Below are 23162 nucleotides of genomic sequence, written 5' to 3' on the forward strand. Positions count from 1 at the left end.
GACATCTGCTGGGAAATCATTTGTGGTACGGGTGCCCGGACAACACGGTCCAGGCCCGATACATCTGTTCGCCGATAACAATCCGTACCAGCGGGTGCGGCAGGGTCAACGGCGATAGCGACCAACGCTGTTCACTGCGCGCCTGTACTTCCGGCGCCAACCCTTCAGGACCGCCGACCATGAGATTGACGGTGCGTGCATCCAGGCGCCACTTGTCCAGCTCGACCGCCAACTGCTCGGTGCTCCACGGCCGCCCTTCGACTTCCAGGGTGACGATGCGTTCCCCCGGCTGCACTTTGGCCAACATGGCTTCGCCTTCCTGGCGAATCATCCGCGCCACATCGGCATTCTTGCCGCGGGTGGTCAACGGAATCTCGACCAGCTCCAGGGCAAGCTCCGTCGGCATGCGCTTGGCGTACTCCTGCCAGCCGTCTTCGACCCAGCGCGGCATGCGCGAGCCGACGGCAATCAGTTTGATTCGCACAGCGCGCCGCCCTTATTCTTGTTCCGGCTCAGGGCTGAACTGCGCACGGCTCTGTTCGGCACCCTGCCAGAGACGCTCGAGGTCGTAGAACTGACGGGCGGTTGGCAGCATCACGTGGACGACGATGTCACCCAGGTCGAGCAGGGCCCACTCGCCAGTGTCCAGGCCTTCGCTGCCCAGTGGACGCACGCCCTTCTCCTTGACCTTCTCCAGCACGTTGTCGACCAGCGACTTGACGTGACGGCTGGAGGTACCGCTGGCGATCACCATGAAGTCGGTGATGCTGGTCTTGTCGCGCACATCGATGGTGGTGATGTCTTGCGCCTTGATGTCTTCCAGGGCAGCGATGGCCAGTTTGACCAGGTCTTCGCTGAGCATTTTTTGCTTCTTCATAAGTAACTCGTTTGCCTTGTGTTCAGTTCGACGCACGGTAGAGTCCGTGCGCATGGATATAGGTGAGTACCGCATCGGGTACCAGGTAACGCGCCGATTTGCCGCTCGCCAGCAGCGTGCGAATCTGCGTGGCGGACACCGCCAGGGGTGTCTGCCAGATAAAGGAAATCTGTCCCCCGGGCCCCTCCAGGGTCAACGGGTCGCTGATGCTGCGGGCCGCCAGCAAGTTGCGCAAGGTTTCCGGCGCTTCGCTGTCGGCATCCGGGCGCTGCAGCACCAGAATATGGCAGTGCTCCAGCAACTCGTTCCAGCGATGCCAGGTGGGTAGCCCGCAGAAGGCATCCCAGCCGATAATCAGGAACAACTGGTCGTCGGCCGCCAACTCGGCGCGCAACGACTCCAGGGTGTCGATGCTGTAGGACGGCTTGTCACGCTTGAGCTCGCGGTCGTCGACACACAGCGGTGACAAACCGGCCACCGCCAGCTCGACCATGGCTAGGCGATCGTGCGCCGAAACCTGTGGCGCCTCGCGGTGCGGCGGCCGCGCACTGGGGATCAGGCGCAACTCGTCGAGGGCCATGAACTCCGCCACTTCCAGCGCACTGCGCAGGTGGCCGATATGCACCGGATCGAAGGTGCCGCCGAATATGCCGATGCGTTTAGGCATTCTGCCCGCGCAGTTGACCGTCGCCGATCACCACATACTTCTCGCAGGTCAGGCCTTCCAGGCCCACCGGGCCTCGGGCATGCAACTTGTCGGTGGAAATACCGATCTCCGCGCCCAGGCCGTACTCGAAGCCATCGGCGAAACAGGTTGGCGCATTGAGCATCACCGAGCTGGAGTCGACCTCGGCGAGAAAACGCCGGGCGCGGCCCTGGTGCTCGGTGACAATGGCATCGGTGTGGTGCGAGCCGTAGCGATTGATGTGCTCGATGGCCTGGTCCAGGCCGTCGACCACGCGGATCGACAGGATTGGCGCCAGGTATTCGGTGCTCCAGTCCTCCTCCATCGCCGGGATTGCCTGGATCAGTGCGCAGGTGCGTTCGCAGCCGCGCAACTCGACGCCCTTCTCGACGAACATCTGCTCCATGGCCGGCAAAAACGCAGCAGCCACGGCCTGATCGACCAGCAGGGTTTCCATCGCGCCGCAGATGCCGTAGCGGTAGGTTTTGGCGTTGAAGGCGATAGCCTGGGCCTTGGGCAGCTCGGCCAGGGCGTCGACATACACATGACAGATGCCATCCAGGTGCTTGATCACCGGTACCCGGGCGTCGCGACTGACCCGTTCGATCAGGCCCTTGCCGCCACGCGGGACTATCACATCGACGAATTCGGGCATCGTGATCAGCGCACCGACGGCGGCGCGGTCGGTGGTTTCCACCACCTGCACCGCGGCGGCCGGCAGACCGGCCGTCGCCAGGCCGCGCTGGATGCAGGCGGCAATCGCACGGTTGGAATGAATGGCTTCCGAGCCGCCACGCAGGATGGTGGCGTTGCCGGATTTCAGGCACAGGCTGGCCGCGTCAATGGTCACGTTGGGCCGCGACTCGTAGATGATGCCGATCACGCCGAGCGGCACGCGCATCTTGCCGACCTGAATACCCGACGGACGGTAACTCAGGTCACGGATCGCGCCGACCGGATCGGCCAGACTGGCAACCTGGCGCAGGCCTTCGATCATGCCGTCGATCCGCGCCGGGGTCAGTGCCAGACGGTCCAGCAGCGCCGGCTCCAGGCCATTGGCCCGGCCAGCGGCCAGGTCCAGCTCGTTGGCGGCGGTCAGTTCGGCGCGCGCGGCATCCAGGGCCTCGGCGGTAGCCTGCAGGGCACGGTTCTTCTGCCCAGTGCTGGCGCTGGCGACCACGCGCGAGGCGGCGCGGGCCGCACGGCCCAGGCGGGTCATATAGTCGAGTACGGACTCGGTCATGGTCTCGGTAGCCTGGCAATAACTAAAGCGGCTGATTATAGCGGCGCCACCGCCCCACGCACAGCGGCGCCTGGCGGATAGTGGACAAGCAGTAGCAAAGACCTGCCGACCAGGACAGGCTCAGACACCAATACGGCTCTTGTTGGTATCATCGAGCCCCACCTGAGGCCTGCCTTCAACCAGGGACACCTGATGCCTGCCGAACCCGCCCGAAGCCTGCCCTGGCCACAAGCCCGCCCCCTGAGCGCCAGCTTCTTCGAGCGCGACGCGCGCCTACTCGCCCGCGAGCTGCTCGGCAAGGTGATTCGCCACCGCTGCGGCACGCTCTGGCTGAGCGCGCGGATCATCGAGACCGAAGCCTACTACCTCGAGGAAAAAGGCAGCCACGCCTCGCTCGGCTACACGGAAAAACGCAAGGCCCTGTTCCTCGGCGGCGGGCACATCTATATGTATTACGCCCGCGGCGGCGATTCGCTGAACTTCAGCGCCTGCGGGCCGGGTAACGCGGTACTGATCAAATCGGCCTATCCCTGGCTCGACCCGGTTTCGCCCAACGCCAGCCTGGCGCAGATGCAGGCCAACAATCCGGATGGCCAGGGCCGGCCGCGCCCGGCGGAAAAACTCTGCGGCGGACAAACCTTGCTGTGCAAGGCCCTGGGCCTGAAAGTGCCGGACTGGGATGCGCGGCGTTTCGATCCGCAGCGCCTGTTCGTCGAAGACCTCGGCGAATGCCCCGCGCAGATCGTTCAGACCACACGCCTGGGCATTCCCGCCGGGCGCGACGAACATCTGCCCTACCGCTTCGTCGACGCGGCCTTTGCCCGCCATTGCACCCGCAACCCACTGCGTCGCGGCCAGGTCGAAGGTCGCGACTTTTATCTACTCGCCCCCACGGATGCACATCGATGAGCCAGTGGCTGGACAGCTTGACCCTCTGGCTCACGGCCAGCCCCGAGTGGCTCGGCCTGGCGATTTTCCTGATTGCCTTTCTCGAGTGCCTGGCGATTGCCGGGATCCTGGTACCAGGCACCATCTTGCTGTTCGCCGTCGCCGTGCTCGCCGGCCACGGTGCCCTGACGCTCAGTCAAACCCTGGCCCTGGCCTACTGCGGCGGACTGCTCGGCGACCTGCTGTCCTATGCCACCGGTCGCTACTTTCACCAGGACATCCGCCGTCTGCCGGGGCTGCGCCACCACCCGGAATGGCTGGTGGGGGCGGAATTCTACGTTCAGCGCTACGGCATCACCAGCCTGCTGGTGGGCCGCTTTATCGGCCCGCTGCGGCCGATGCTACCGATGATTGCCGGCATGCTCAGTATGCCGTTCGGGCGTTTTGTACTGGTCAGCCTGCTCGCCTCGGCCGGCTGGGCGCTCGCCTACCTGTTGCCGGGCTGGGCGACTGGCGCGGCATTGCGCCTGCCACTGCCCGCAGGCTTCTGGCCCGAAGCCGCGGTACTTGCCGCCGGCCTGGCCGCCTTGCTGCTGCTCAGCGCACATGACAGCCTGCGCGAAAGACGCCGCGCCAGCTGGATCGCTGCGGGCTTGAGCCTGCTGCTGTTGTTCTGCCTGTTAATCGGCTGGCCGCGCCTCGAGCAGTTCGACCGGGGGTTGCTCGCCCTGATCCAGGAGCAGCGCAGTGCCAGCCTCGACACGCTGATGGTGCTGATCACCCGCCTCGGCGATTTTTCCAGCCAACTGGCCGCCGGGCTGCTGCTCTGCCTGCTCCTGCTCCTGACGCGACAATGGCGGGCCTTGTCCTTTGCCGGCGGCGCCCTGCTCGCTACCGCGCTGGCCAACGGCGCGCTGAAAGCCCTGCTCGCCCGTCATCGCCCGCAGGTATTGCTCGAGCCCCTGGACAGCTTCAGCCTGCCCAGTGGTCACAGCTCGGCGGCGTTCGCGTTCTTCCTGGTACTCGGCGTACTCGCCGGCCGCGGCCAACCGGCGCGCCTGCGCCTGGCCTGGCTACTGCTGGCCAGCCTGCCGGCCATGACCATCGCCCTGTCACGGGTCTATCTGGGCGTGCATTGGCCGAGCGACATCATCGCCGGAGCCTTGCTGGCGGGCGGCCTGTGCGCGCTCAGCCTGGGCCTGACGCAATGGCGCATGCCACAGCCAGGGTTAGCCGCCAAAGTGTGGTGGTTGATCCTGCCGGCGTGCCTGGCACTGCTCGGGGCCATTGCCACCCGGCACTTGTCGGCAGGCTTGCTGCTCTATCGCTATTGAGCGATGCCACTCTCGCCCTGAATCTGCTCAAGCCAGGCTTGCAGCTGGGTCAGGCGCGCTTGCGGCGTGTCGAGTTCGAGCAGCTGGAGTTTCTGCTCGAGCGCCAATGGCAACAGATAGGCCAGTTGATTGGCCAGGGCCGCTTGACCGCTGACCGAGTCAGTCATGCCCAAGGCGACGACCAGCGGGTGCTCGGCCAGGGCCTCGAGCAACGCGACAAGATCCGCATGCTCGGATCCCAGGGGTTGCTCCGCTGGCTCCTCCAGCCACTCGACCTCGGCGACGGCCAGTTGATCCGGCAGCACCTGGGCGTGGCGAACCTTGAAGCGCCGCCCCCCTTCGACCCGAATCCCCAACAAGCCGTTGGGCCGTTGCTGAAAGTCGCAAATCCGTGCCTCGCAACCAATCGCCGAGAAGTGGCCGGCGGCCTCGCCGACTTCCTGGCCCTCGACAATGCACACCACGCCGAAGCCCTCGCCCTGCTTCATGCAGCGACTGATCATGTCCAGGTAGCGCGCTTCGAATATCTGCAAATCGAGTAGGCAACCCGGAAACAACACGGTATTGAGCGGAAATAGGGAGAGTGTCATGGGGTTGTCCTTGGAGGTTGTGAAAAGATCGAGCGCCGTCGCGGGACCGCCTCCAGGCGTAGCGCAACGTCAGCAGCAGGCGCGTGGAGGCAGGCGGGAGTTTTTCACCGCCGATCAGACCAGGAAGATGATCGCCAGCGGTAACAGCACCGCGGTGAGCATGCCCATCAGACTCATCGCCAGCGCGGCGAACGCGCCACACTCTTCGCTTTCCTGCATGGCCCGCGCAGTGCCGACCGCATGCGCGGTCATGCCCAGGGCCATGCCGACGGCCGCGTGGTGCCGCACACCGCACAGGCGCAACAGCGACGGGCCGAGCATCGCCCCGATCACCCCGGTGATCATCACGAAGACCGCCGCCAGTGCGGCAATACCACCGATCTGGCTGGCCACCAGCATGGCGATCGGCGAGGTCACCGACTTCGGCGCCATGCTCATCAACATGATCGAGTCGGCGCCAAACCACCAGGCCAGGGACACGCCGAGCACCGTAGCCACCACCCCGCCGACCAGCAAGGTCAGCACGGTCGGCAAGAACAACTGGCGAATCCGCCGCAAATTGAGGAACAAGGGCACCGCCAACGCCACGGTGGCTGGACCGAGGAACAGGGTCAGGGCCTCGGCGCTGACCCGGTACTCGGCATAACTCAGGCCGCACAGCAACAGCACACCGATAACGATCGCCATCGACACCAACACCGGCTGCAGGAACATCCAGCGGGTCTTTTCGTAGGCGGCGATGGACAACTGGTAAGCACCCAGAGTGATTCCCGCGCCAAACAACGGATGATGGGTGACCGCCTGCCAGGCACCGTACCAGTCGAGACTCATACCTCACCCCGCCGACGCTGCTGGCGCTCGATGAGCTTTTGCATCATCCAGCCGGCGAAGACCACCGACAGCACCAGCGACAACACCAGCGCCCCGATTACCGCCCAGAAGTCCGCGGCAATCGCATCGGCATAGGCCATTACGCCGACCGCAGGCGGCACCAGCAACAGCGGCAGGTACTTGAGCAGGTTGCTGGAGGCAAGGCTCAGGGGCTCGCTGACCTCGCCATGCACCAGCAGGAACAGCAACAGCAACAACATGCCGATAATCGGCCCTGGCAACATCGGCAGTAACAAGACGTTGAGTCCGGTGCCGAGCAACTGGCACAGCACCAGCCAGGACAAGCCGCGTAACAGCATGGGGTGAATCTCCGATTGAAGTGACGAACAGCATCGCGGCGGTATAACCGGCCAGCAGTTACCGCATAAGCATAGCGCCATGGTTTCAGGCCACGGCGTGCAGCGGCCATTATAGGCAGGCAAAGCGCCCGCCGAAAAAGACTGCATGAGAACGTCGCGAGCAAAGATCAGGCAAGGCAACCACTGCTGCGAGCCGCAGCGCAATGAAGTAAACGCCGACCACTGGCCCGCCAAGCGAGCGCAACGAATCAAGCGAACTGGACTCGCCTGCAGGGCAGGAACTGCATGACACGCTGAGCGCATTGACCGCAAGTTGCTGGTCCAACCTGTTTTTTAACGCCGCATAACGACGGGCAGCCGTGCTTACCCGGTCTGTATAGCCGACTATTCAGCAAGCCATTGCAGACTTGACCCTGCGTGCGCCCCATGATGATCTAGGGCCCAAGCGGTTAGACTCGAAAAACAACACCACCGTCTCCTCAAGGAGGAACTATGCCGTCAGTACCCGTAGCAGAACTCAGCAATTACGTAGGCAAGGAACTGGGACGCTCCGACTGGCTGATCATCGATCAGCAACGCATCAATCAGTTTGCCGAATGCACCGGCGACCACCAGTTCATTCACGTCGACCCGGAAAAAGCCAAGCACACGCCCTTCGGCGGCACCATCGCCCACGGATTCCTGTCGTTGTCACTGATCCCCATGCTGATGGAAGACATCATGCTCATGCCCGAGGGCCTGAAAATGGCGATCAACTACGGCCTGGACAGCGTGCGCTTCATCCAGCCGGTCAAGGTCGACTCCAGGGTACGCCTGGTGGTGACCCTGACCGACGCCACCGAGAAAAATCCCGGCCAGTGGCTGCTCAAGGCCCGCGCGGTATTGGAAATCGAAGGCCAGGATAAACCGGCCTATGTGGCCGAACCCCTGACCCTCTGCTTCGTCTGATCTGCGCCCGTATAAGCGGCGCTCACTCAGCCGAGCGAACGCCGCTTATGCATCGGCACTGTGCGGTGCGGCAGCGCAGAGTCAATGGTTTACGGCATACTCCGGCAACACCTGGATCTGGATGCTTGCCATGCGCCGCCTCGCCAACCTGGCCCCCCTGAGCCTCGCCCTGCTGCTTGTCGCCTGCGGTGACGGCGAACCCCTGCTACCCGCGGATGCGACCCTGCCCGACGGCGCGCGCTATCGCGGCGAGGTGATCGACGGCTTGTTGCAAGGCCCCGGCCGCCTGGATTACCGCAATGGCAGCTGGTTCGTCGGCACCTTCAAGGATGGCCAGTGGCATGGCCCCGGCGAATGGCACGGCACCAATGGCGAGCACTACGTCGGCGAGTTCGAGCAAGGCGCCTTTCACGGCCAGGGCACTCTCCACTATCGTGACGGCAGCAGCTACCAGGGCGGTTTTGCCGCCGGCCGGTTTGCCGGCGAAGGCACGCTCAAGCAGGATGGCCTGGTTTATCGCGGCGCATTCAAAGACGATCTGTTCGATGGCCTGGGCACCCTCGAACGCGCAGATGGCAGCAGCTTCCACGGCCAGTTCCGCAAAGGCTTGGCGGATGGCCAGGGCGTGCGCCACGACGAGTACGGCAACCAGTACAGCGGTCAGTTCGACCAGGGCCAGCTGCAAGGCCCCGGCAGCTTCAAAAGCACTGAAGGCGATCTCTACAGCGGCGACTTCCGTGACAACCAATTCCACGGCAAAGGCCGCTACCAGAGTGTCGATGGCGATGTCTGGAGCGGGCAGTTCGTCGAGGGCGCACTCAACGGCGCGGGCGAGTTCCAGGGCGCTGATGGCGACCGCTACCGCGGCGAATTCCGCGACTGGCGTTACCACGGCCAAGGCCGCCTGCAGCTGGCTGATGGCAGTCTTTACCAAGGTCGCTTCGAGAATGGCGAGTACTCGGGTAACGGCACCCTGACCCTCGCCTCAGGTGACCCGCAGAGCGGCACCTGGCAGCGCGGCCAGCGCCTGCGTGACGAACAGGGCCGCCTGCTGCCCGACCCACTGGAACTCGGCCTGCTGGCCCAGGGCCGGCTGCTCGATGAGGCCATCGCCGACCTGCCGGCGTCCACCCCCGCCATCGAGCTGTACGCCCTGACCCTGGCCGGTGACGGCAAGCAGAGCGTGTTCCTGCGCGAAGCCGATTACGTCGCCAAACTGCTTGGCGAGCGCTTCGCCGCCTATGGCCGCATCACCCTGACCAACCACCGCGACCACTTCGCCGACCGCCCACTGGCCACCCGTGAAAGCCTGTCCCGGGCGGTGCAGGCCCTGGCCGAACGCAGCGGACCGGAAGACCTGATCTTCATCTACCTGACCAGTCACGGTTCGCGCCGGCATGAGCTGAGCCTTGATCAACCGCGCCTGCAGCTCAGCGACCTGCCGGCCAGCGAACTGGCTGCCCTGCTGCAGCCGCTGCACGAGCGACACAAGGTGGTGGTGATCTCGGCCTGCTACTCCGGCGGCTTCATCCCCCCGCTGCAAGACGACAAAACCCTGGTGATGACCGCCGCCCGTGCCGATCGGGTGTCCTTCGGCTGTTCCGAGGACAACGACTTCACCTATTTTGGCCGAGCGCTGTTCGCCGAAGCCCTCAACGAGACCGATGACCTGCAGCGCGCCTTCGAGCTGGCCAAGATAAACGTCGCCGAGCGCGAACAAGCCGAAGGCTTCGAGGCCTCCGAGCCGCAAATCTGGCCAGCCAAGGCGGTCCTGCAACACTGGCGCGCCCTGCGCGCGCAACAGGCGCGCCAGGCGTTGAGTGCAGCACCCGGTGACAGCAGCGGCGCCAGCCCTGCCCCGCCCATCGAACAAAGTATCGAGCGCAGCACGCAGTAGTTTTTCAACGGCCTGTTAAGCTGATTGATATCAGCGGAGACCCCACGATTATGTATTTGACGCCCCAGCACATCCTCCTCGCGGGTGCCACCGGCCTGACCGGTGAACACCTGCTTGATCGCCTGCTCAACGAACCTACGGTCGCGCGCGTGCTGGCGCCGAGCCGCCGGCCATTGGCCGAACACCCGCACCTGGAAAACCCGGTGGGTGAACTCCTCGACCTCTTGCCCCGGCTCAACGGCCCCATCGACACGGCCTTCTGTTGCCTGGGCACCACGATCAAACAAGCCGGCTCGCAGGAGGCCTTTCGCGCCGTCGACCATGACCTGGTCGTGGCCTTCGCCCAGCGTGCCCGCGAGCTCGGTGCACGTCACCTGCTGGTGGTCAGTGCCCTCGGCGCCGACGCCAAGTCAACGGTGTTCTATAACCGGATCAAGGGCGAAATGGAGCAAACGCTGCAAGCCCAGGACTGGCCGCAGCTGACCCTGGTACGGCCATCCCTGCTGCTCGGCCCGCGCAACGAATTCCGCCTCGGCGAACGCCTGGCCGCGCCGCTGGCGCGCTGGCTACCCGGCAAATACCACGGCATCGAGGCCACCGTGCTGGCCCGCGCCCTCTGGCGCCTGGCCCTGGAGGAAGGCCGCGGCCTGCGCGTCATCGAGTCAGACCGGCTGCGTCGCCTCGGCCGCTGATCCCCCTATCCCCTATCGAGTCAACCCATGAGCACAACCCACAGCAGCCTGATCGAAGCCCTCGAAGCCGCCGACATGCTTGAAATCGACGACCTCTACGCCTGGCAATTCAACCTGGACAAGGAGCTGCTGGCCCAGGTCAGCGCCGGCTCGGCTGGTGCCGACAGCAAGAATCAGCCCCTGCTGAGCATCGACTGCGTCGATGGCAGCGCTCGCCGCCATTGGCAGTTCTCCCTGGCGGCGGTCAGCGCGGCGAGCTTCGATGCCGAGACGGACAGCTGGCACCTGAGCGATGGCGATGCAGAGCACCGGATCAAATGCTACGCGGCGATCAGCGGCGACAATCTCGACAGCGACGACGCCGAAGCCAGCAACGACTGATCCCAGCGGAGCGTGCCATGCAACTCTATGACCGCTACATCCTGCCGCACCTGATCGACTTCGCCTGCGGCATGGGTGAGGTGATGAAGGCCCGCGCGCAGATCGTCCCGCTGGCCGAGGGGCGGGTGCTGGAGATCGGCATCGGTAGCGGACTGAACCTGGCGTTCTACGATGCGGCGAAAGTCAGCGCGATCGTTGGCGTCGACCCATCTGCCGACATGCAGCACCTGGCCCGCACCCGTGCCGCGCGTTGCGCCATACCGGTGCAGATGATTGCCCTGGAGCTGGGCCAGATCCAGGCCGCCGACGCCAGCTTCGACAGCATCGTCTGTACCTTTACCCTGTGCACCATCCCGGACGCCGTAGCCGCGCTGCAAGAAATGCGTCGGGTCCTGAAACCCGGCGGCCGCCTGTTGTTCTGCGAACACGGCCTGGCCCCGGATGCCCCCGTGGTGCGCTGGCAGAACCGCCTGACGCCCTACTGGAAACCCCTGGCCGGCGGCTGCCACCTCAATCGCGACATTCCTGCGCTGATCGGGGCTGGCGGTTTCACCATCACCCAGTTGCAGTCGGGCTACCTGAAAGGGCCCAAGCCCATGACCTTTGTCTATCGTGGCTGGGCACAGTGAGCCCGCCACGCAGGGGCATGAGCACTTACTCGGCGAGGCAATCTCCCCGTATGCTGTCTATGGTTGCTGGATAATTTCATTGGATTGAACTCGGTCAGCGCATGAAGCCACCCTCGACACGCCCCTTCAACACCCGCTACACCTGCCTTGGTGGCTTACTGGCACTGTGCATGGCCTGCGCCTCGCCGATCTGGGCGCAGCAACGCGAGGTGCGTGTGGGGGTCTATGCCAATGAGCCGAAGATCCTGCTCGGCCAGGACGGGCAAATCTCCGGGATCCTCGGCGAGTTGCTGAGTGAAATCGCCCGTAAGGAAAGTTGGCAACTGATCCCGATGCCCTGCGACTGGCAGACCTGCCTGGAGCTGGCACAGAGCGGCACAATCGACCTGCTGCCAGATGTGGCCTTCAACGAAGCGCGCGCGCGGTATCTGGACTTTCACCAGCAGCCTTCGCTGTATAGCTGGTCGCAGCTGTATAGCCGCGAGGAGGCCAAACTCCAGTCGATTCTCGACCTCAAGGACCGACGCATCGCCGTGCTGGACGGCTCCATTCAGCAGAACTACCTGCAAACGCTGCTCGACAGCTTTGGCCTGCAGGCCAGGCTGATTGCCGTGCAGAGCCTGGCCGAGGGTTTCGAACTGGTGGCCAGCCAGCAGGCCGAGGCGGTAGTGGCCAACCAGCGCTTCGGCGACTTCCACGCGCCGCACTACCAGCTACGCAGCACGCCGATCATGTTCCAGCCCGTGCGGCTGTTCTATGCCACCCGCAAGGGCTCCAACAGCGACCTGCTGAGCAGCATCGACCGCCATCTGCGCGAGTGGCAAGACTCGCCCTCATCGTATTACTACCAGACCCTGCAGCGCTGGGGCGGCGAACGACCCCGACTGCTGGTGCCAACCGCCGCCTGGTGGGGCCTGGCCATCCTCGCCGGCCTGCTCCTGACCGCGCTCGGCGGCGCCCTGCTGCTGCGCCGCCAGGTCGCCGAGAAGACCCGCCACCTGAAGGCCAGCGAGCAGCGCCTGAACACCATTCTCGACAGCGTCGAAGCCTATATCTACATCAAGGATCCCGACCTGCGTTACCAGTACGCCAACCGCAAGGTCTGCGAACTGTTCGGCGTGCCGCTGGCGCAGGTGGTGGGGCAGACCGACCAACACTTCTTCGACGCCGCCACTGTGGCCGGTCTGCATGAGAATGATCGCCGCGTGCTGCTGCTCGGCGAGCGGGTGGAGACCGAAGAAATCAACCGCAGCCCTGATGGCGCCCTCGAGCAGACCTACCTCTCGGTGAAGCTGCCACTGCGCCGTCCGGATGGCAGTATCTACGCCCTGTGCGGCATCTCCACCGACATCAGCGAGCACAAGAGGAACCTCGAGCAGATCCATCGCCTGGCCTTCTACGACCTGCTCACCGGCCTGCCCAACCGCCGCCTGCTGCTCGACCGCCTGCAGCATGCCCTGGCGCAGCGTGGCCGCAACCAGTTGGACGGCGCCCTGCTGTTCATCGACCTGGACAACTTCAAGGACATCAACGACACCCTCGGCCACGACATGGGCGACCAGCTGCTGCAACAGGTCGCCTTGCGCCTGAGCAGTCATGTCCGCGAGGAGGACACCCTGGCCCGCCTCGGCGGTGACGAGTTCGTCCTCATGCTCGAAGGGCTGCAGCTGCAGCACCCCGAGTCCATCGCCCAGATCGAAACGGTGGCGAGCAAGCTGATCCAGGTCCTGGGCGAACCCTATGTGCTGCAGGGGCGCAGCCATACCAGCACCGCCAGCATAGGTATCGCCCTGTTTTCCGAGGCCCAGGGCACCATGGATGAACTGCTCAAGCGGGCCGATCTGGCCATGTACGAGGCCAAGGCCGCCGGACGCAACACCCTGAGGTTCTTCAACCCCGAGATGCAGGCCGAAGTCAGCGCCCGCACCAACCTGGAAAACGAGCTGCGCCAGAGCCTGGGCGCGCGTCACTTCATCCTGCACTATCAGCCGCAGGTCAACGCCCAGGGCCAACTGCTCGGCGCCGAAGCCCTGGTGCGCTGGCAGCATCCCAGTCGTGGCCTGGTGGCCCCCGGCGAGTTTATCCCGCTGGCGGAAAGTACCGGCCTGATCCTGCCCCTGGGCCGCTGGATCCTGCAAAGTGCCTGCCTGCAACTGGTGGCCTGGGCTGCAGACCCCGAGCGCGAGCCACTGACCATGGCGGTCAACGTCAGCGCGCGGCAATTCCACCACCGTGATTTTGTCAACGACGTGCTCGCCGTGCTGGATGAAACCGGGGCCAACCCACAGCGCCTGGAGCTGGAGCTGACCGAAAGCCACCTGATCCAGGACGTGGAAACCATGATCGTCAAGATGGGTCAGCTCAAGGCGCGCGGCGTGCGCTTCGCGCTGGACGACTTTGGCACCGGCTATTCGTCGCTCAGCTACCTCAAGCGTCTGCCGCTGGACCAGCTGAAGATCGACCGTTCCTTCGTCCGCGACCTGCTCAGCGACCCCAACGACGAGGCCATCGTCCGCACCATAGTCGCGCTGGGCGCCAGCATGGACCTGGAGGTGATCGCCGAAGGCGTGGAAACCCTGGCGCAGCGCGATGCCTTGCTGCGCCTTGGCTGCCAGCGCTTCCAGGGTTATCTGTTCGGCAAACCGGCGCCGCCACAACTGCTCGAACAGCGGCCCAAGCCGGCCGACACCAGCAGCGCCTGAGCCGGATACCGCTCAAGCCTCGGACACAGCCCCTGCATGCCTGAAGCGCAACAGATCGGACGCGGCAAAATCCGCCACGGCCATGGGCCGGCCATAAAAGTAGCCCTGGTAATGCAGGCAGCCATTGCTCTGCAGGCTGTCGCGCTGTGCCTGGGTTTCCACGCCTTCGGCGATCACCTCCAGCTTGAGGCTGTGCGCCAAGGCGATAATCGCGCGGACGATGGCCAGGCTGCTGGGATTGTCCGGCAACTCACGCGTAAACGACTGATCGATCTTCAGCTGATCCAGCGGCAACTGCTGCAGATAGGCCATGGACGAGTAACCGGTACCGAAGTCATCGATGGAGAAACGGATCCCCATGTCTCTCAGCGTCTGCATGCGCACAATGGCTTCGTCCATGTCCGTCAGCAGCAATGACTCGGTCAGTTCCAGTTTGAGGAGCCGGGGGTTGGCCCCGCTCTGCTGCAAGGTCTGTTGCACTGCTTCGACAAAGTCCGCCCGATAGAGCAGACGCGCGCTGAGGTTTACCGACAGGCTCAAGCCGGCGCTGGAGGGCTGTTGCGCCCACTTCGCGAGTAACGCGCAGGCGGCGCCGAGCACCTGCATATCCAGGGTTTCGACCAGCCCGCAGCGCTCGGCGATGGTGATGAAGGCGCCAGGCGCCAGCAACCCGCGCCGCGGATGCTGCCAGCGCACCAGCGCCTCGGCACCGTTCAGGCAGCCCAGCTGATCCACCTGCGGCTGCAGATACACAAGGAATTCGCCGTTCTGCAGCCCTCGGCGCAGGTCCTGCTCCAGCTGCAGGCGCGCGCTGACCGCCTCCTGCATCCGCGCGTCGTAAAAACTCAGGGCGTTCTTGCCCGCGGCCTTGGCCGTGTACATCGACAGGTCGGCGCGCTGCATCAGCTCATCCACCGAATGCTGATCGTCGTTGAACAGCACCACGCCCAGGCTGGCGCTGCTGAACAGGCGGTGCCCGCCAGCCAGATAGGGCTGGCGCAGGGCGTCGAGCACCTGGGCGCCAAGGTGCTCGACCTGGGAGGCGGCTTCCTCGGTTCGGGTCTCCAGCCCTTCGAGCATGACGACGAACTCGTCGCCACCCAAGCGGGCCACGGTATCGCGCTCGCGCAGGCTATCGCGTAAGCGCTCGGCCACCTGACACAGCAGCTCATCACCGACCTGATGGCCATACAGGTCATTCACATTCTTGAAGTTGTCGAGGTCGAGGAACACCAGCGCGGCATGCTGGTTGTTGCGCCGACTCAGCGCCTGCGCCTGCTGCAGGCGGTCACGCAGCAGGCGCCGATTGGGCAGGCCGGTAAGGGCATCGTAGAACGCCAGGTGCTTGATCTTCTGCTCGGCAGATTTGCGCTCGCTGATATCGGTCAACGACGCCACATAGTTGCTGACCCGCCCACGCTCATCGCGCACCGCGCTGATGGCCAGCCACTCGGGAAAGACTTCACCATTCTTGCGCCGGTTCCAGACCTCCCCCTCCCACATACCCGTCTCGACCAGGGTCTGCCACAGGGCCTGGTAGAACTCCGGGCCATGGCGCCCGGAGCTGAGCATCTGGGTGGTCTGGCCAATGGCTTCGGCGGCACTGTAGCCGCTGATCTGGCTGAAGGCGCGGTTGACCTTGAGGATCCGCGTGCTGGCATCGGTAATCAGCATGCCCTGCTGGGACTCGAAGGCAATCGCCGCAACCCGCCGATCCAGCTCGAAATTGACCCTGTCGGTAATATCACGGGCGATGAACACCCCTGCCCGCTTGCCCTGCAGCAGGGTATCCAGACGCCTGGCGCGCCCCTCGAATACCCGGTGGCCGGAAGGCGTGCGCATGCTGTATTCCAGGGTTTGCGGGCTGTCGCTGGCCAGGGTGTGCGCGAGAAAGGTCATGAAGCGCTCCGTCTGGCCAACGGACAGCACATCGGCCAGGTGCTTGCCGACCAGACCCACACCGCCGCCATAGAGCAGCTGCGGGTCGGGGGCCATCACCTCCAGGTAGCGCCCCTCCTCGTCCAGCACCAGGGTCAGGTCCGGGCTGGCCTCATTGATCGCCCGCAGGCGCGCCTCGCTCTCACGCAGGGCCTGACGATCACGGGCTTGCTGGGCGATATCCTGCAACAGCAGCCCCAGCAGCACGGTGGCCGGCGTCAGCACCAGAAAGATCGGCACCGCCACCTGCTGCAGCGCCTGGCTGAAATTCTTGGCCGGCAACAGGCTCAGGCTCAGCACCAGCAGCAGATGCACCAGCGCGCCGAAGAGCAACAACTGCCAGACCCCAATGCGCAGCCAATTGCGCTGGCAGGCCGCTCGATAGGCCAGGCCCATCAGCACCGGCATGACGATATTGAACAGGCCCGGAATGACCCCCACCCCACCCAGCCAGAGCCGATAGGCGCCAGCCATCAGCCCGGCGATGGCCGCCACCATGGGGCCTCCGAACAGGCCGGCCATGCTCAGCACCACGCTGCGCGCATCGAAGATCAGCCCCTCACGGAGGGTGAGCGGAGTCAACATGCCGATCACGCAGATGGCCCCGAACAGGCCGCCGGCAAGCAGCTGACGCAGCAGTTGCCGCTGGACATGCCGCATATTCAGGGCATGCAGCCAGCACAGCGCGATCAGCACAGCCGCGCTCTCGATAAGCTTCAGGATCATTGAACAACTCGATGGGTTTACCAACACTGGCGGGCAACGGAGGCCGAGTGCCAGCAACGGCGCATGATAGCAATTTACCAGCAACCCGCTAAGGCCTTAGGTCAATCAGAACACCCGGTCGCTGGCTAGCTCGCTGACTCGCGCAGCTGCAGGGCATCCACCAGGCCCGCGGCGATGGCCATGCCGACCAGATCGGCGAGGGTCTCTGCCTGCATGCGCTTCATCACCCGCGAGCGGTACAGGTCGACGGTTTTGACGCTGATCGCCAGCTGCTCGGCCACTTCCCGATTGGTGTAACCGCACACCAGCGGCAGCAGCACATCGCGCTCGCGCGGGGTGAGACTGTCCAGGCGCGCCTGCACCGCCTGCAGGCGCTCATCCACCGCCGGGGTCGCCGGCGGCCGACTCAGGGCCTGCTGCACGCTGTCGAGCAGCAACTGTTCGTTGTAGGGCTTCTCGATAAAGTCCACCGCACCGGCGCGAAAGGCGCGCACCACGATGGGCACATCGGCATGGCCACTGACGAAGATGATCGGCATCTCGATCCCACGCTCGCGCAGGGCTTCCTGCACATTCAGCCCCCCCATGCCGGGCATGCGCACGTCCAGCAGCACGCAGCCACGGGTCTCGGCCGCACAGGCCTCGAGAAAGTCCCGGCCGCTGGTAAAGGGCAAGGCCTTGAGCCCCACCGACTCCAGCAGCCAGACGGTGGAATCGAGCATGCCCTGGTCATCATCGACCACATATACCTGCTGTTGCACTTGTCCGCTCATCCCTTGCTCCTCTGGTTATTCTTGCTCGCGGCCTCGTCAGCCCGGCCCAGCGGCAGCCGACATTCCAGGCAGAGTCCGGCCGCCTTGCCTGGATGAGCCTCCAGGGCACCACCAAAGCCTTCGACAATGCTACGACTCATCGACAGGCCCAGACCCAGGCCTTCCGCCTTGCTGGTGTAGAACGGGGTGAAGATGTGCTCCAACTGCGCCGCTGCCACGCCCGGACCCTGGTCACTGACCCAGACGCACAACTGGCCGCCACGCTCGCCGGCACTCAGTTCGATACGCGAGGGCTGGCCCGGATGGGCTTCGCGGTTGGCGTCGATGGCGTTGCGCAACAGGTTGAGCAGCACCTGCTCGAGCAGCACCCGGTCGGCGTAGACCGGCGGCAGATTATCCGCCAGTTGCTCGACGATATTCACCTGCCAGTTGCTCGCCTCCCACTGACACAGGCGCATCGCCTCGCGGGCCACCTCGGCGATATCCAGGGCCTGGGTGCGACGCTGGCCCTTGCGCAGGAAGGCGCGCAGCCGCTTGATCACCTCGGCGGCGTGGTTGGCGTGTTCGGTGATGCGCTCCAGGCCTTGGGCCACCTTGTCCGCCGCCTGCGGATTAGTGCCGAGGGCCTTGAGGTAGCGTTGGCTGGCACTGGCGTAATTGACTACCGCCGCCAGCGGCTGGTTGATCTCATGGGCGATACCCGAAGCCAGCTCGCCCAGGGTGACCAGTCGCGCGGTGTGCGCCAGCTCGTCCTGATGGTGACGCTGCTGGGCCTCGCGCAGCTCGCGCTCGGTCATGTCGCGGGCCACCAGCGAATAGTAGTGCTCGCCACCACTGCCACGATGGGCCAGCAGCACCAGCGACACCGGCAGCGGCGCGCGCGCACCCAGCGGCAGCAGGCGGGCCTCGGCGCTCCACACCCCGCGGCTATCGGCGGTGGCCCAGCCGCGGGCCTGCAGGCGTTGCACATCGTCTTCGCCGAGCAAGGTTTCCAGCGCGGGCAGCGGCTGGTCCGGGGCGATATTCAGGGCATGCCGGGCCGACGGGTTGAGGTAGGTCAGGCAGCCGCCCGGGTCGATAAACAGCACCAGGTCGGTATTGGCCTCGACCACTTCGGCCAGGCGGCGCTTGTTCTCCTCGGCCTGCACCCGCGCGGTGATGTCGCGCGACACGCTGACCACTTCCACCACCGCACCGGTGTAGGTTTCGCGGATTGCCCGGCTGGCGGTCTCGAACCACAGGTAGTGGCCATCGCGGTGGGCAATGCGGAAGGTCATGGTGTGGTAGCCGTCCTGCTCCAGCGCTTCGCGGGTGCTCTGCACCAGTTGCGCCTGGTCCTGGCGGTGGAACAACGCCTGCACCCGGGTGCCGCGCAGCTCTTCCGGCCAGTAGCCGAGCAGCGTCCAGCTGGCCGGCGAGGCATCGAGGAAACGCCCGTCCGGGGTGTGCCGGGAAATCAGGTCGGTGGTGTTCTCGGTGATCAGCCGGTATAGCCGGCTGGCTTTGGCCGCCTCGCGTTCGGCACGAACCTGAACGGTGGCCAGCCGGCAACGGGCCAAGACCCGCTGTTCCAGCGCGTCGGGCATGAACAGCCAGATCAGAATCTGCCCGTCGACCTGCGCCTCCACCTCCTCGATGGCCCGGCCCTGCTGCAAGCAGGCGCGCACCAGTTGCACCGCGTTGACCGGCAGAAACTCGGCCACCGCCGGCAACGGCCGCTCGCCCAGCAGCTTGAGCATGGCCGCATTCAATTGCAGCGGCTGAGCCTGGGCATCCAGCAGCAGACTCGGCTGCGGGTCGGCGCCGAGCAGGGCGTTGCCGCGCGCCTGCAGGGGCAGGCTGGCCAGCAGGGCCAGCAGCAGTTCATGGATGAAACCGAGCCAATCGAGGCTGATACCCTCCTGCAGTTCGATCAGCAACAGCCCGGGCTGGCCCTGATCCAGCTGCAAGGCCAGCACCTGACCGTGGCTGATCGCGGCGCGGCGCACGCGTCCGGCCAGCCAGCAGGGCAACACGCGCAACTCGGCCAGGCTCAGGCGCGGCTGCTCTGCCAGGGCGTCGAACAGCAGCCGATCGCTGACCTGCAAGGGATCGCCAAAGCCCGGCGGCAGGTGCGGGGCACTGCCTTCATGGCTGTAGATGCCCGTGCCTGGCTTCCAGCCAAGAAAGAACGCCTGACGCACTTCGGGGCACGCCTGCAGGGTGCGACGCAAGGCATCGGCGCGCACCGCCAGGGGTAGCGCCTCGCGCTGCAGACACAGCCAGCTGTGCAACTGCACCTGGATCTCACTCATCGATTGTGTTTCCTCGCAGCGGGCTGTCCGCAAGCCTGAATTGAACAGCCGCGAGCATCGGGGCAACGCGCGCGGAATGCAAAGCGACCAAGGCATATAACCCCACCCAGCCGGTCTAGTAAACATACTATAGAACTATGGTTTAACTTCCATATTTTACTAGGCGAATATATAAATAGCCTCCGGTTACAACATCAAGCGTCCGCTCGCCCAGCGAACCGGCGCCACAAGAGCAAACAATCTGCCATGGGTACCCGCATGTCGATCTACGAACAGGGCCTTGCGCCTGCCGCCGTTAACCACATCGCCCTCTCCCCGCTGAGCTTTCTCGAGCGCACCGCGAGCGTCTACCCGCACTACCCCGCGGTGATCCATGGCTCGATTCGCCGCGACTGGGCCGAGACCTATGCCCGTTGCCGGCGCCTGGCATCGGCCCTGGCCGGCCGCGGCATCGGCAAGGGCGACACGGTGGCGCTGATGCTGCCCAATACCCCGGCGATGCTTGAAGCGCATTTCGGCGTGCCAATGATCGGCGCGGTGCTCAACCCGCTCAACGTACGCCTGGACGCCGAGGCCATCGCCTTCATGCTGCAGCACGGCGAAGCCAAGGTGCTGATCACCGACCGCGAGTTCTTCGATGTGGTGCATGCCGCCGTCGGCATGCTCGATCATCCGCCGCTGGTGATCGATGTCGATGACCCGGAATACGGCGAAGGCCAGGCGGTCAGCGACCTCGACTACGAAGCCCTGCTGGCCGAAGGCGATCCGCAATTCGCCTGGCAATGGCCGGATGACGAATGGCAGGCGATCAGCCTCAACTACACCTCCGGCACCACCGGCAATCCCAAGGGGGTGGTCTACCACCATCGCGGCGCCTATCTCAACTCGCTGGGCAACCAGATGACCTGGGCCATGGGTCACCACCCGGTGTACCTCTGGACCCTGCCGATGTTCCACTGCAACGGCTGGTGCTACCCCTGGACCATCACCGCCCTAGCCGGCGTGCACGTGTTCCTGCGCCGCGTCGACCCGCAGAAAATCCTCCACCTGATCCGCGAGCACAAGGTCAGTCACCTGTGCGGCGCCCCCATCGTGCTCAACGCCCTAGTCAACATGCCCGAGTCGGCCAAGGCGGCCATCGAGCACCCGGTCAATGCCATGGTCGCCGGCGCGGCGCCGCCGGCCAAGGTCATAGGTGCGGTCGAGGAGATGGGCATCAAGGTCACCCACGTCTACGGCCTCACCGAGGTGTACGGCCCGGTCACCGTATGCGCCTGGCATGCCGAATGGGATGAACTGCCACTGGAGCAGCGGGCGCAGATCAAATCGCGCCAGGGCGTGCGCTACCCGACCCTGGAAGGGCTGATGGTCGGCGATCCGAAAACCCTGGAGCCGACGCCGCGCGATGGCGAGACCATCGGCGAGATCTTCATGCGCGGCAACACCGTAATGAAGGGCTACCTGAAGAACCCCAGCGCCACCGCCGAGGCCTTCGAAGGCGGCTGGTTCCACACCGGCGACCTGGCCGTGTGTCACCCCGATGGCTATGTGGAGATCAAGGATCGCCTGAAGGACATCATCATCTCCGGTGGCGAGAACATCTCCACCATCGAACTGGAGGCCGTGCTCTACCGCCACCACGCGGTACTGGAAGCGGCCGTGGTCGCCCGCCCGGATGAAAAGTGGGGCGAAACCCCCTGCGCCTTCATCACCCTCAAGGTCGACCAGCAAGCCACCCGCGAGAGCGAAATCATCGCGTTCTGCCGTGAGCACCTGGCCGGCTTCAAGGTGCCGAAAACCGTGGTCTTCACCCAGCTGCCGAAGACCAGCACCGGCAAGATCCAGAAATTCGTCCTGCGCGACATGGCCAAGGCGCTCTGATCGACAAACCCGCTCGCCCCTGCCCGGCGAGCGGGCAGTCAGCCCGATCCACAACAACAAAAACCCAACAAAAAGGCACGCGCCCCGAGGCGCTATGCCAACGGAGACAGCACCCATGCAACTGTACCAACGCAAAGATGGCGAACAGCAACCCTGCTGGTCGTTCGGGCCTTTCCGAGTGCGCCTGCCGTTTATCCACTACCGCTGGGAAACCGCGGAAATGCTCCAGGCGCTGATCATGTTCGTGGTCAGCCTGGCGATGATTCCGCTGCTGGAAAAATACCTCGGCCTGCCCTACGACGTGGCCCTGGCCTATGTGGTGGTGTGCGGCATCGGCTTCATGCTGCCGGCGCTGCTCGGGGTGCCCTTCGTGCCCGGCTGGATCACCCCGGGCATCCCGGTGGTGCTGCTGTTTCTGGGTAACTTCAAGCCCGGCCCGGAAGCGATCCAGGCGCTGTTCGCCCTGCAGTTTCTGGTGTTCGTGATCTTCCTGGTGCTCGGCGTCACCCGCCTGGGCAGCACCCTGGTCAAGATCATTCCCAACTCGATGAAAGGCGGCATCATCATCGGTGCCGGTATCGCCGCACTGATGGGCGAAATTTCCAGCGGCGGACGCCTGGCCAACACCCCGATCTCCCTGGTGCTGGGCAGCCTGATCTGCCTGTACCTGATGTTCTCGGTGTCGTTCAAGGGCCTCACCGAGCGCGTGCCCTTCGCCCGCAAGATCGTCAACTACGGCATGGTGCCGGGCATGTTGATCGCCATTTTTATCGGCATCGCCGTCGGCGAATACAAGATGCCCGACGTGCGCTTCGGCATCACCGCGCCGGCCTTCGCCGAGATGTGGAACTACCTGCCGTTCAACGTCGGCTTCCCCGGTCTGGATGTGTTCCTGCTGGCCGTGCCCACCGCGGTGATCGCCTATATCATCGCCTTCGGCGACATCATCGTCGGCCAGTCGCTGATGCAGCGCGCCGACGAACTGCGCACCGATGAAGTGATCGAGAACAATATCGACCGCGTGCACCTGGTGACCGCCCTGCGCAACGCCCTGCACGCCTTCTTCGCCCCCTACCCGGGCCTGGCCGGGCCGCTGTGGACCGCCGTCGCGGCGACCATGGCCGAGCGTTACAAGTACGGGCGCAAGGCCATGGACTCGATCTACAGTGGTGCCGGCACCTTCTGGATCACCGGCTTTATCGCCCTGTTCGCCCTGCCGCTGGTGAGCTTCTTCCAGCCGGTACTGCCGATCGCCCTGTCGCTGACCCTAATCCTAACCGGCTACATCTGCCTGATGGTCGGTTTCGAGCAACTCAACAACAACACCGAGCGCGGCGTCGCCGGCACCATGGGCGTGGTCCTGGCTGTCTACGGCGCAGGCTGGGGGCTGGCCGCCGGTGCCGCGCTGTACATCCTGGTCGAGCGCACCCACCTGCTCAGGTTCGCCTCGAGCAAGGACAAGACCAGCGGCGCCCCCGAGGTCGACTAACGCGC

At 64.8% G+C, this 23162-nt stretch carries 20 protein-coding genes; 10 read left to right on the top strand and 10 right to left on the bottom strand.

Annotated elements, in window-relative coordinates; genetic code table 11:
- Nucleotides 1–16 precede the first annotated feature (16 nt).
- From rlmH to LJY18_RS14855, 4 genes are read right to left on the bottom strand one after another with little or no spacing between them, the layout of a single operon-like run.
- Nucleotides 17–484, bottom strand: a complete 468-nt coding sequence (gene rlmH, locus LJY18_RS14840; RefSeq protein WP_238042590.1) for a 23S rRNA (pseudouridine(1915)-N(3))-methyltransferase RlmH — start codon at nt 482–484, stop codon at nt 17–19.
- A 12-nt stretch (nt 485–496) separates the two neighbouring features.
- Nucleotides 497–862 carry a ribosome silencing factor gene (gene rsfS, locus LJY18_RS14845; RefSeq protein WP_238042699.1) on the bottom strand — a complete coding sequence of 122 codons (366 nt, stop codon included), beginning with the start codon at nt 860–862 and terminating at the stop codon, nt 497–499.
- Nucleotides 863–899: 37 nt separating this feature from the next.
- Complete coding sequence (gene nadD, locus LJY18_RS14850; protein ID WP_238042591.1) at nt 900–1544, bottom strand: nicotinate-nucleotide adenylyltransferase; 645 nt, start codon at nt 1542–1544, stop codon at nt 900–902.
- Nucleotides 1537–2805 carry a glutamate-5-semialdehyde dehydrogenase gene (locus tag LJY18_RS14855; protein ID WP_238042592.1) on the bottom strand — a complete coding sequence of 423 codons (1269 nt, stop codon included), beginning with the start codon at nt 2803–2805 and terminating at the stop codon, nt 1537–1539. Before LJY18_RS14855 ends, nadD begins: the two co-directional genes overlap by 8 nt.
- Before the next feature lie 192 nt (nt 2806–2997).
- Between LJY18_RS14855 and LJY18_RS14860 the strand changes: the two genes are divergently transcribed.
- Both LJY18_RS14860 and LJY18_RS14865 read left to right on the top strand, forming a co-directional pair.
- Entirely contained in the window at nt 2998–3714 is a 717-nt protein-coding gene (locus tag LJY18_RS14860; protein ID WP_238042593.1) for a DNA-3-methyladenine glycosylase, read from the top strand.
- Complete coding sequence (locus LJY18_RS14865; RefSeq protein ID WP_238042594.1) at nt 3711–5027, top strand: bifunctional DedA family/phosphatase PAP2 family protein; 1317 nt, start codon at nt 3711–3713, stop codon at nt 5025–5027. Before LJY18_RS14860 ends, LJY18_RS14865 begins: the two co-directional genes overlap by 4 nt.
- Here LJY18_RS14865 and LJY18_RS14870 read toward each other — a convergent pair.
- The 3 genes from LJY18_RS14870 to LJY18_RS14880 form a co-directional block, all read right to left on the bottom strand.
- On the bottom strand, nt 5021–5617 hold the full coding sequence (locus LJY18_RS14870) for an LON peptidase substrate-binding domain-containing protein (RefSeq protein WP_238042595.1): 597 nt from the start codon (nt 5615–5617) through the stop codon (nt 5021–5023). The genes LJY18_RS14865 and LJY18_RS14870 overlap by 7 nt on opposite strands.
- Nucleotides 5618–5731: 114 nt before the next feature.
- A complete protein-coding gene (locus LJY18_RS14875; protein ID WP_238042596.1) occupies nt 5732–6448 on the bottom strand; it encodes an LrgB family protein in 717 nt (238 codons plus the stop codon).
- Nucleotides 6445–6807, bottom strand: coding sequence for a CidA/LrgA family protein (locus LJY18_RS14880; protein WP_238042597.1), 363 nt, complete (start codon nt 6805–6807; stop codon nt 6445–6447). Before LJY18_RS14880 ends, LJY18_RS14875 begins: the two co-directional genes overlap by 4 nt.
- A gap of 492 nt (nt 6808–7299) precedes the next feature.
- Between LJY18_RS14880 and LJY18_RS14885 the strand changes: the two genes are divergently transcribed.
- The 6 genes from LJY18_RS14885 to LJY18_RS14910 all read left to right on the top strand — a co-directional run bounded on the left by LJY18_RS14885 (nt 7300) and on the right by LJY18_RS14910 (nt 14056).
- Nucleotides 7300–7755, top strand: coding sequence for a MaoC family dehydratase (locus LJY18_RS14885; protein ID WP_238042598.1), 456 nt, complete (start codon nt 7300–7302; stop codon nt 7753–7755).
- A 130-nt stretch (nt 7756–7885) separates the two neighbouring features.
- Entirely contained in the window at nt 7886–9652 is a 1767-nt protein-coding gene (locus LJY18_RS14890; RefSeq protein WP_238042599.1) for a C13 family peptidase, read from the top strand.
- A 50-nt stretch (nt 9653–9702) separates the two neighbouring features.
- Nucleotides 9703–10344 (top strand): oxidoreductase, encoded by a 642-nt coding sequence (locus LJY18_RS14895; RefSeq protein ID WP_238042600.1) that lies wholly within the window; start codon nt 9703–9705, stop codon nt 10342–10344.
- A gap of 27 nt (nt 10345–10371) precedes the next feature.
- The gene (locus LJY18_RS14900) at nt 10372–10725 is read left to right on the top strand and encodes a DUF5629 family protein (protein ID WP_238042601.1); all 354 of its coding nucleotides are present in this window, start codon (nt 10372–10374) and stop codon (nt 10723–10725) included.
- Nucleotides 10726–10742: 17 nt separating this feature from the next.
- Nucleotides 10743–11354 carry a class I SAM-dependent methyltransferase gene (locus tag LJY18_RS14905; protein ID WP_238042602.1) on the top strand — a complete coding sequence of 204 codons (612 nt, stop codon included), beginning with the start codon at nt 10743–10745 and terminating at the stop codon, nt 11352–11354.
- A gap of 101 nt (nt 11355–11455) precedes the next feature.
- On the top strand, nt 11456–14056 hold the full coding sequence (locus LJY18_RS14910; protein WP_238042603.1) for an EAL domain-containing protein: 2601 nt from the start codon (nt 11456–11458) through the stop codon (nt 14054–14056).
- Between the two features lie 12 nt (nt 14057–14068).
- Here the strand turns inward: LJY18_RS14910 and LJY18_RS14915 are convergent, their stop codons facing one another.
- The 3 genes from LJY18_RS14915 to LJY18_RS14925 all read right to left on the bottom strand — a co-directional run bounded on the left by LJY18_RS14915 (nt 14069) and on the right by LJY18_RS14925 (nt 19787).
- Nucleotides 14069–16720 carry an EAL domain-containing protein gene (locus tag LJY18_RS14915; RefSeq protein ID WP_238042604.1) on the bottom strand — a complete coding sequence of 884 codons (2652 nt, stop codon included), beginning with the start codon at nt 16718–16720 and terminating at the stop codon, nt 14069–14071.
- 125 nt (nt 16721–16845) lie between these two features.
- The gene (locus LJY18_RS14920) at nt 16846–17493 is read right to left on the bottom strand and encodes a response regulator transcription factor (RefSeq protein ID WP_238042605.1); all 648 of its coding nucleotides are present in this window, start codon (nt 17491–17493) and stop codon (nt 16846–16848) included.
- A complete protein-coding gene (locus tag LJY18_RS14925; RefSeq protein ID WP_238042606.1) occupies nt 17490–19787 on the bottom strand; it encodes a PAS domain-containing sensor histidine kinase in 2298 nt (765 codons plus the stop codon). Before LJY18_RS14925 ends, LJY18_RS14920 begins: the two co-directional genes overlap by 4 nt.
- A gap of 258 nt (nt 19788–20045) precedes the next feature.
- Here LJY18_RS14925 and LJY18_RS14930 point away from each other — a divergent pair, with 258 nt between their 5' ends.
- Complete coding sequence (locus LJY18_RS14930; RefSeq protein WP_238042607.1) at nt 20046–21668, top strand: acyl-CoA synthetase; 1623 nt, start codon at nt 20046–20048, stop codon at nt 21666–21668.
- Between the two features lie 115 nt (nt 21669–21783).
- Nucleotides 21784–23157 (top strand): solute carrier family 23 protein, encoded by a 1374-nt coding sequence (locus LJY18_RS14935; protein WP_238042608.1) that lies wholly within the window; start codon nt 21784–21786, stop codon nt 23155–23157.
- Nucleotides 23158–23162: the final 5 nt, after the last annotated feature.

It is taken from the genome of Pseudomonas sp. MMS21 TM103, from assembly GCF_022132145.1.
GTDB lineage: Bacteria > Pseudomonadota > Gammaproteobacteria > Pseudomonadales > Pseudomonadaceae > Aquipseudomonas.

Excerpts from the sequence above, each read along its gene's own strand:
- LJY18_RS14915 (WP_238042604.1), bottom strand. The coding sequence starts at position 16,720 with ATGATCCTGAAGCTTATCGAGAGCGCGGCTGTGCTGATCGCGCTGTGC.
- rsfS (WP_238042699.1), bottom strand. The coding sequence starts at position 862 with ATGCTCAGCGAAGACCTGGTCAAACTGGCCATCGCTGCCCTGGAAGAC.
- LJY18_RS14930 (WP_238042607.1), top strand. The coding sequence starts at position 20,046 with ATGTCGATCTACGAACAGGGCCTTGCGCCTGCCGCCGTTAACCACATC.
- LJY18_RS14905 (WP_238042602.1), top strand. The coding sequence starts at position 10,743 with ATGCAACTCTATGACCGCTACATCCTGCCGCACCTGATCGACTTCGCC.
- LJY18_RS14855 (WP_238042592.1), bottom strand. The coding sequence starts at position 2,805 with ATGACCGAGTCCGTACTCGACTATATGACCCGCCTGGGCCGTGCGGCC.
- LJY18_RS14920 (WP_238042605.1), bottom strand. The coding sequence starts at position 17,493 with ATGAGCGGACAAGTGCAACAGCAGGTATATGTGGTCGATGATGACCAG.
- LJY18_RS14885 (WP_238042598.1), top strand. The coding sequence starts at position 7,300 with ATGCCGTCAGTACCCGTAGCAGAACTCAGCAATTACGTAGGCAAGGAA.
- LJY18_RS14865 (WP_238042594.1), top strand. The coding sequence starts at position 3,711 with ATGAGCCAGTGGCTGGACAGCTTGACCCTCTGGCTCACGGCCAGCCCC.
- LJY18_RS14895 (WP_238042600.1), top strand. The coding sequence starts at position 9,703 with ATGTATTTGACGCCCCAGCACATCCTCCTCGCGGGTGCCACCGGCCTG.
- LJY18_RS14880 (WP_238042597.1), bottom strand. The coding sequence starts at position 6,807 with ATGCTGTTACGCGGCTTGTCCTGGCTGGTGCTGTGCCAGTTGCTCGGC.
- LJY18_RS14870 (WP_238042595.1), bottom strand. The coding sequence starts at position 5,617 with ATGACACTCTCCCTATTTCCGCTCAATACCGTGTTGTTTCCGGGTTGC.
- LJY18_RS14890 (WP_238042599.1), top strand. The coding sequence starts at position 7,886 with ATGCGCCGCCTCGCCAACCTGGCCCCCCTGAGCCTCGCCCTGCTGCTT.
- LJY18_RS14900 (WP_238042601.1), top strand. The coding sequence starts at position 10,372 with ATGAGCACAACCCACAGCAGCCTGATCGAAGCCCTCGAAGCCGCCGAC.
- LJY18_RS14860 (WP_238042593.1), top strand. The coding sequence starts at position 2,998 with ATGCCTGCCGAACCCGCCCGAAGCCTGCCCTGGCCACAAGCCCGCCCC.
- LJY18_RS14875 (WP_238042596.1), bottom strand. The coding sequence starts at position 6,448 with ATGAGTCTCGACTGGTACGGTGCCTGGCAGGCGGTCACCCATCATCCG.
- LJY18_RS14935 (WP_238042608.1), top strand. The coding sequence starts at position 21,784 with ATGCAACTGTACCAACGCAAAGATGGCGAACAGCAACCCTGCTGGTCG.
- LJY18_RS14910 (WP_238042603.1), top strand. The coding sequence starts at position 11,456 with ATGAAGCCACCCTCGACACGCCCCTTCAACACCCGCTACACCTGCCTT.
- nadD (WP_238042591.1), bottom strand. The coding sequence starts at position 1,544 with ATGCCTAAACGCATCGGCATATTCGGCGGCACCTTCGATCCGGTGCAT.
- LJY18_RS14925 (WP_238042606.1), bottom strand. The coding sequence starts at position 19,787 with ATGAGTGAGATCCAGGTGCAGTTGCACAGCTGGCTGTGTCTGCAGCGC.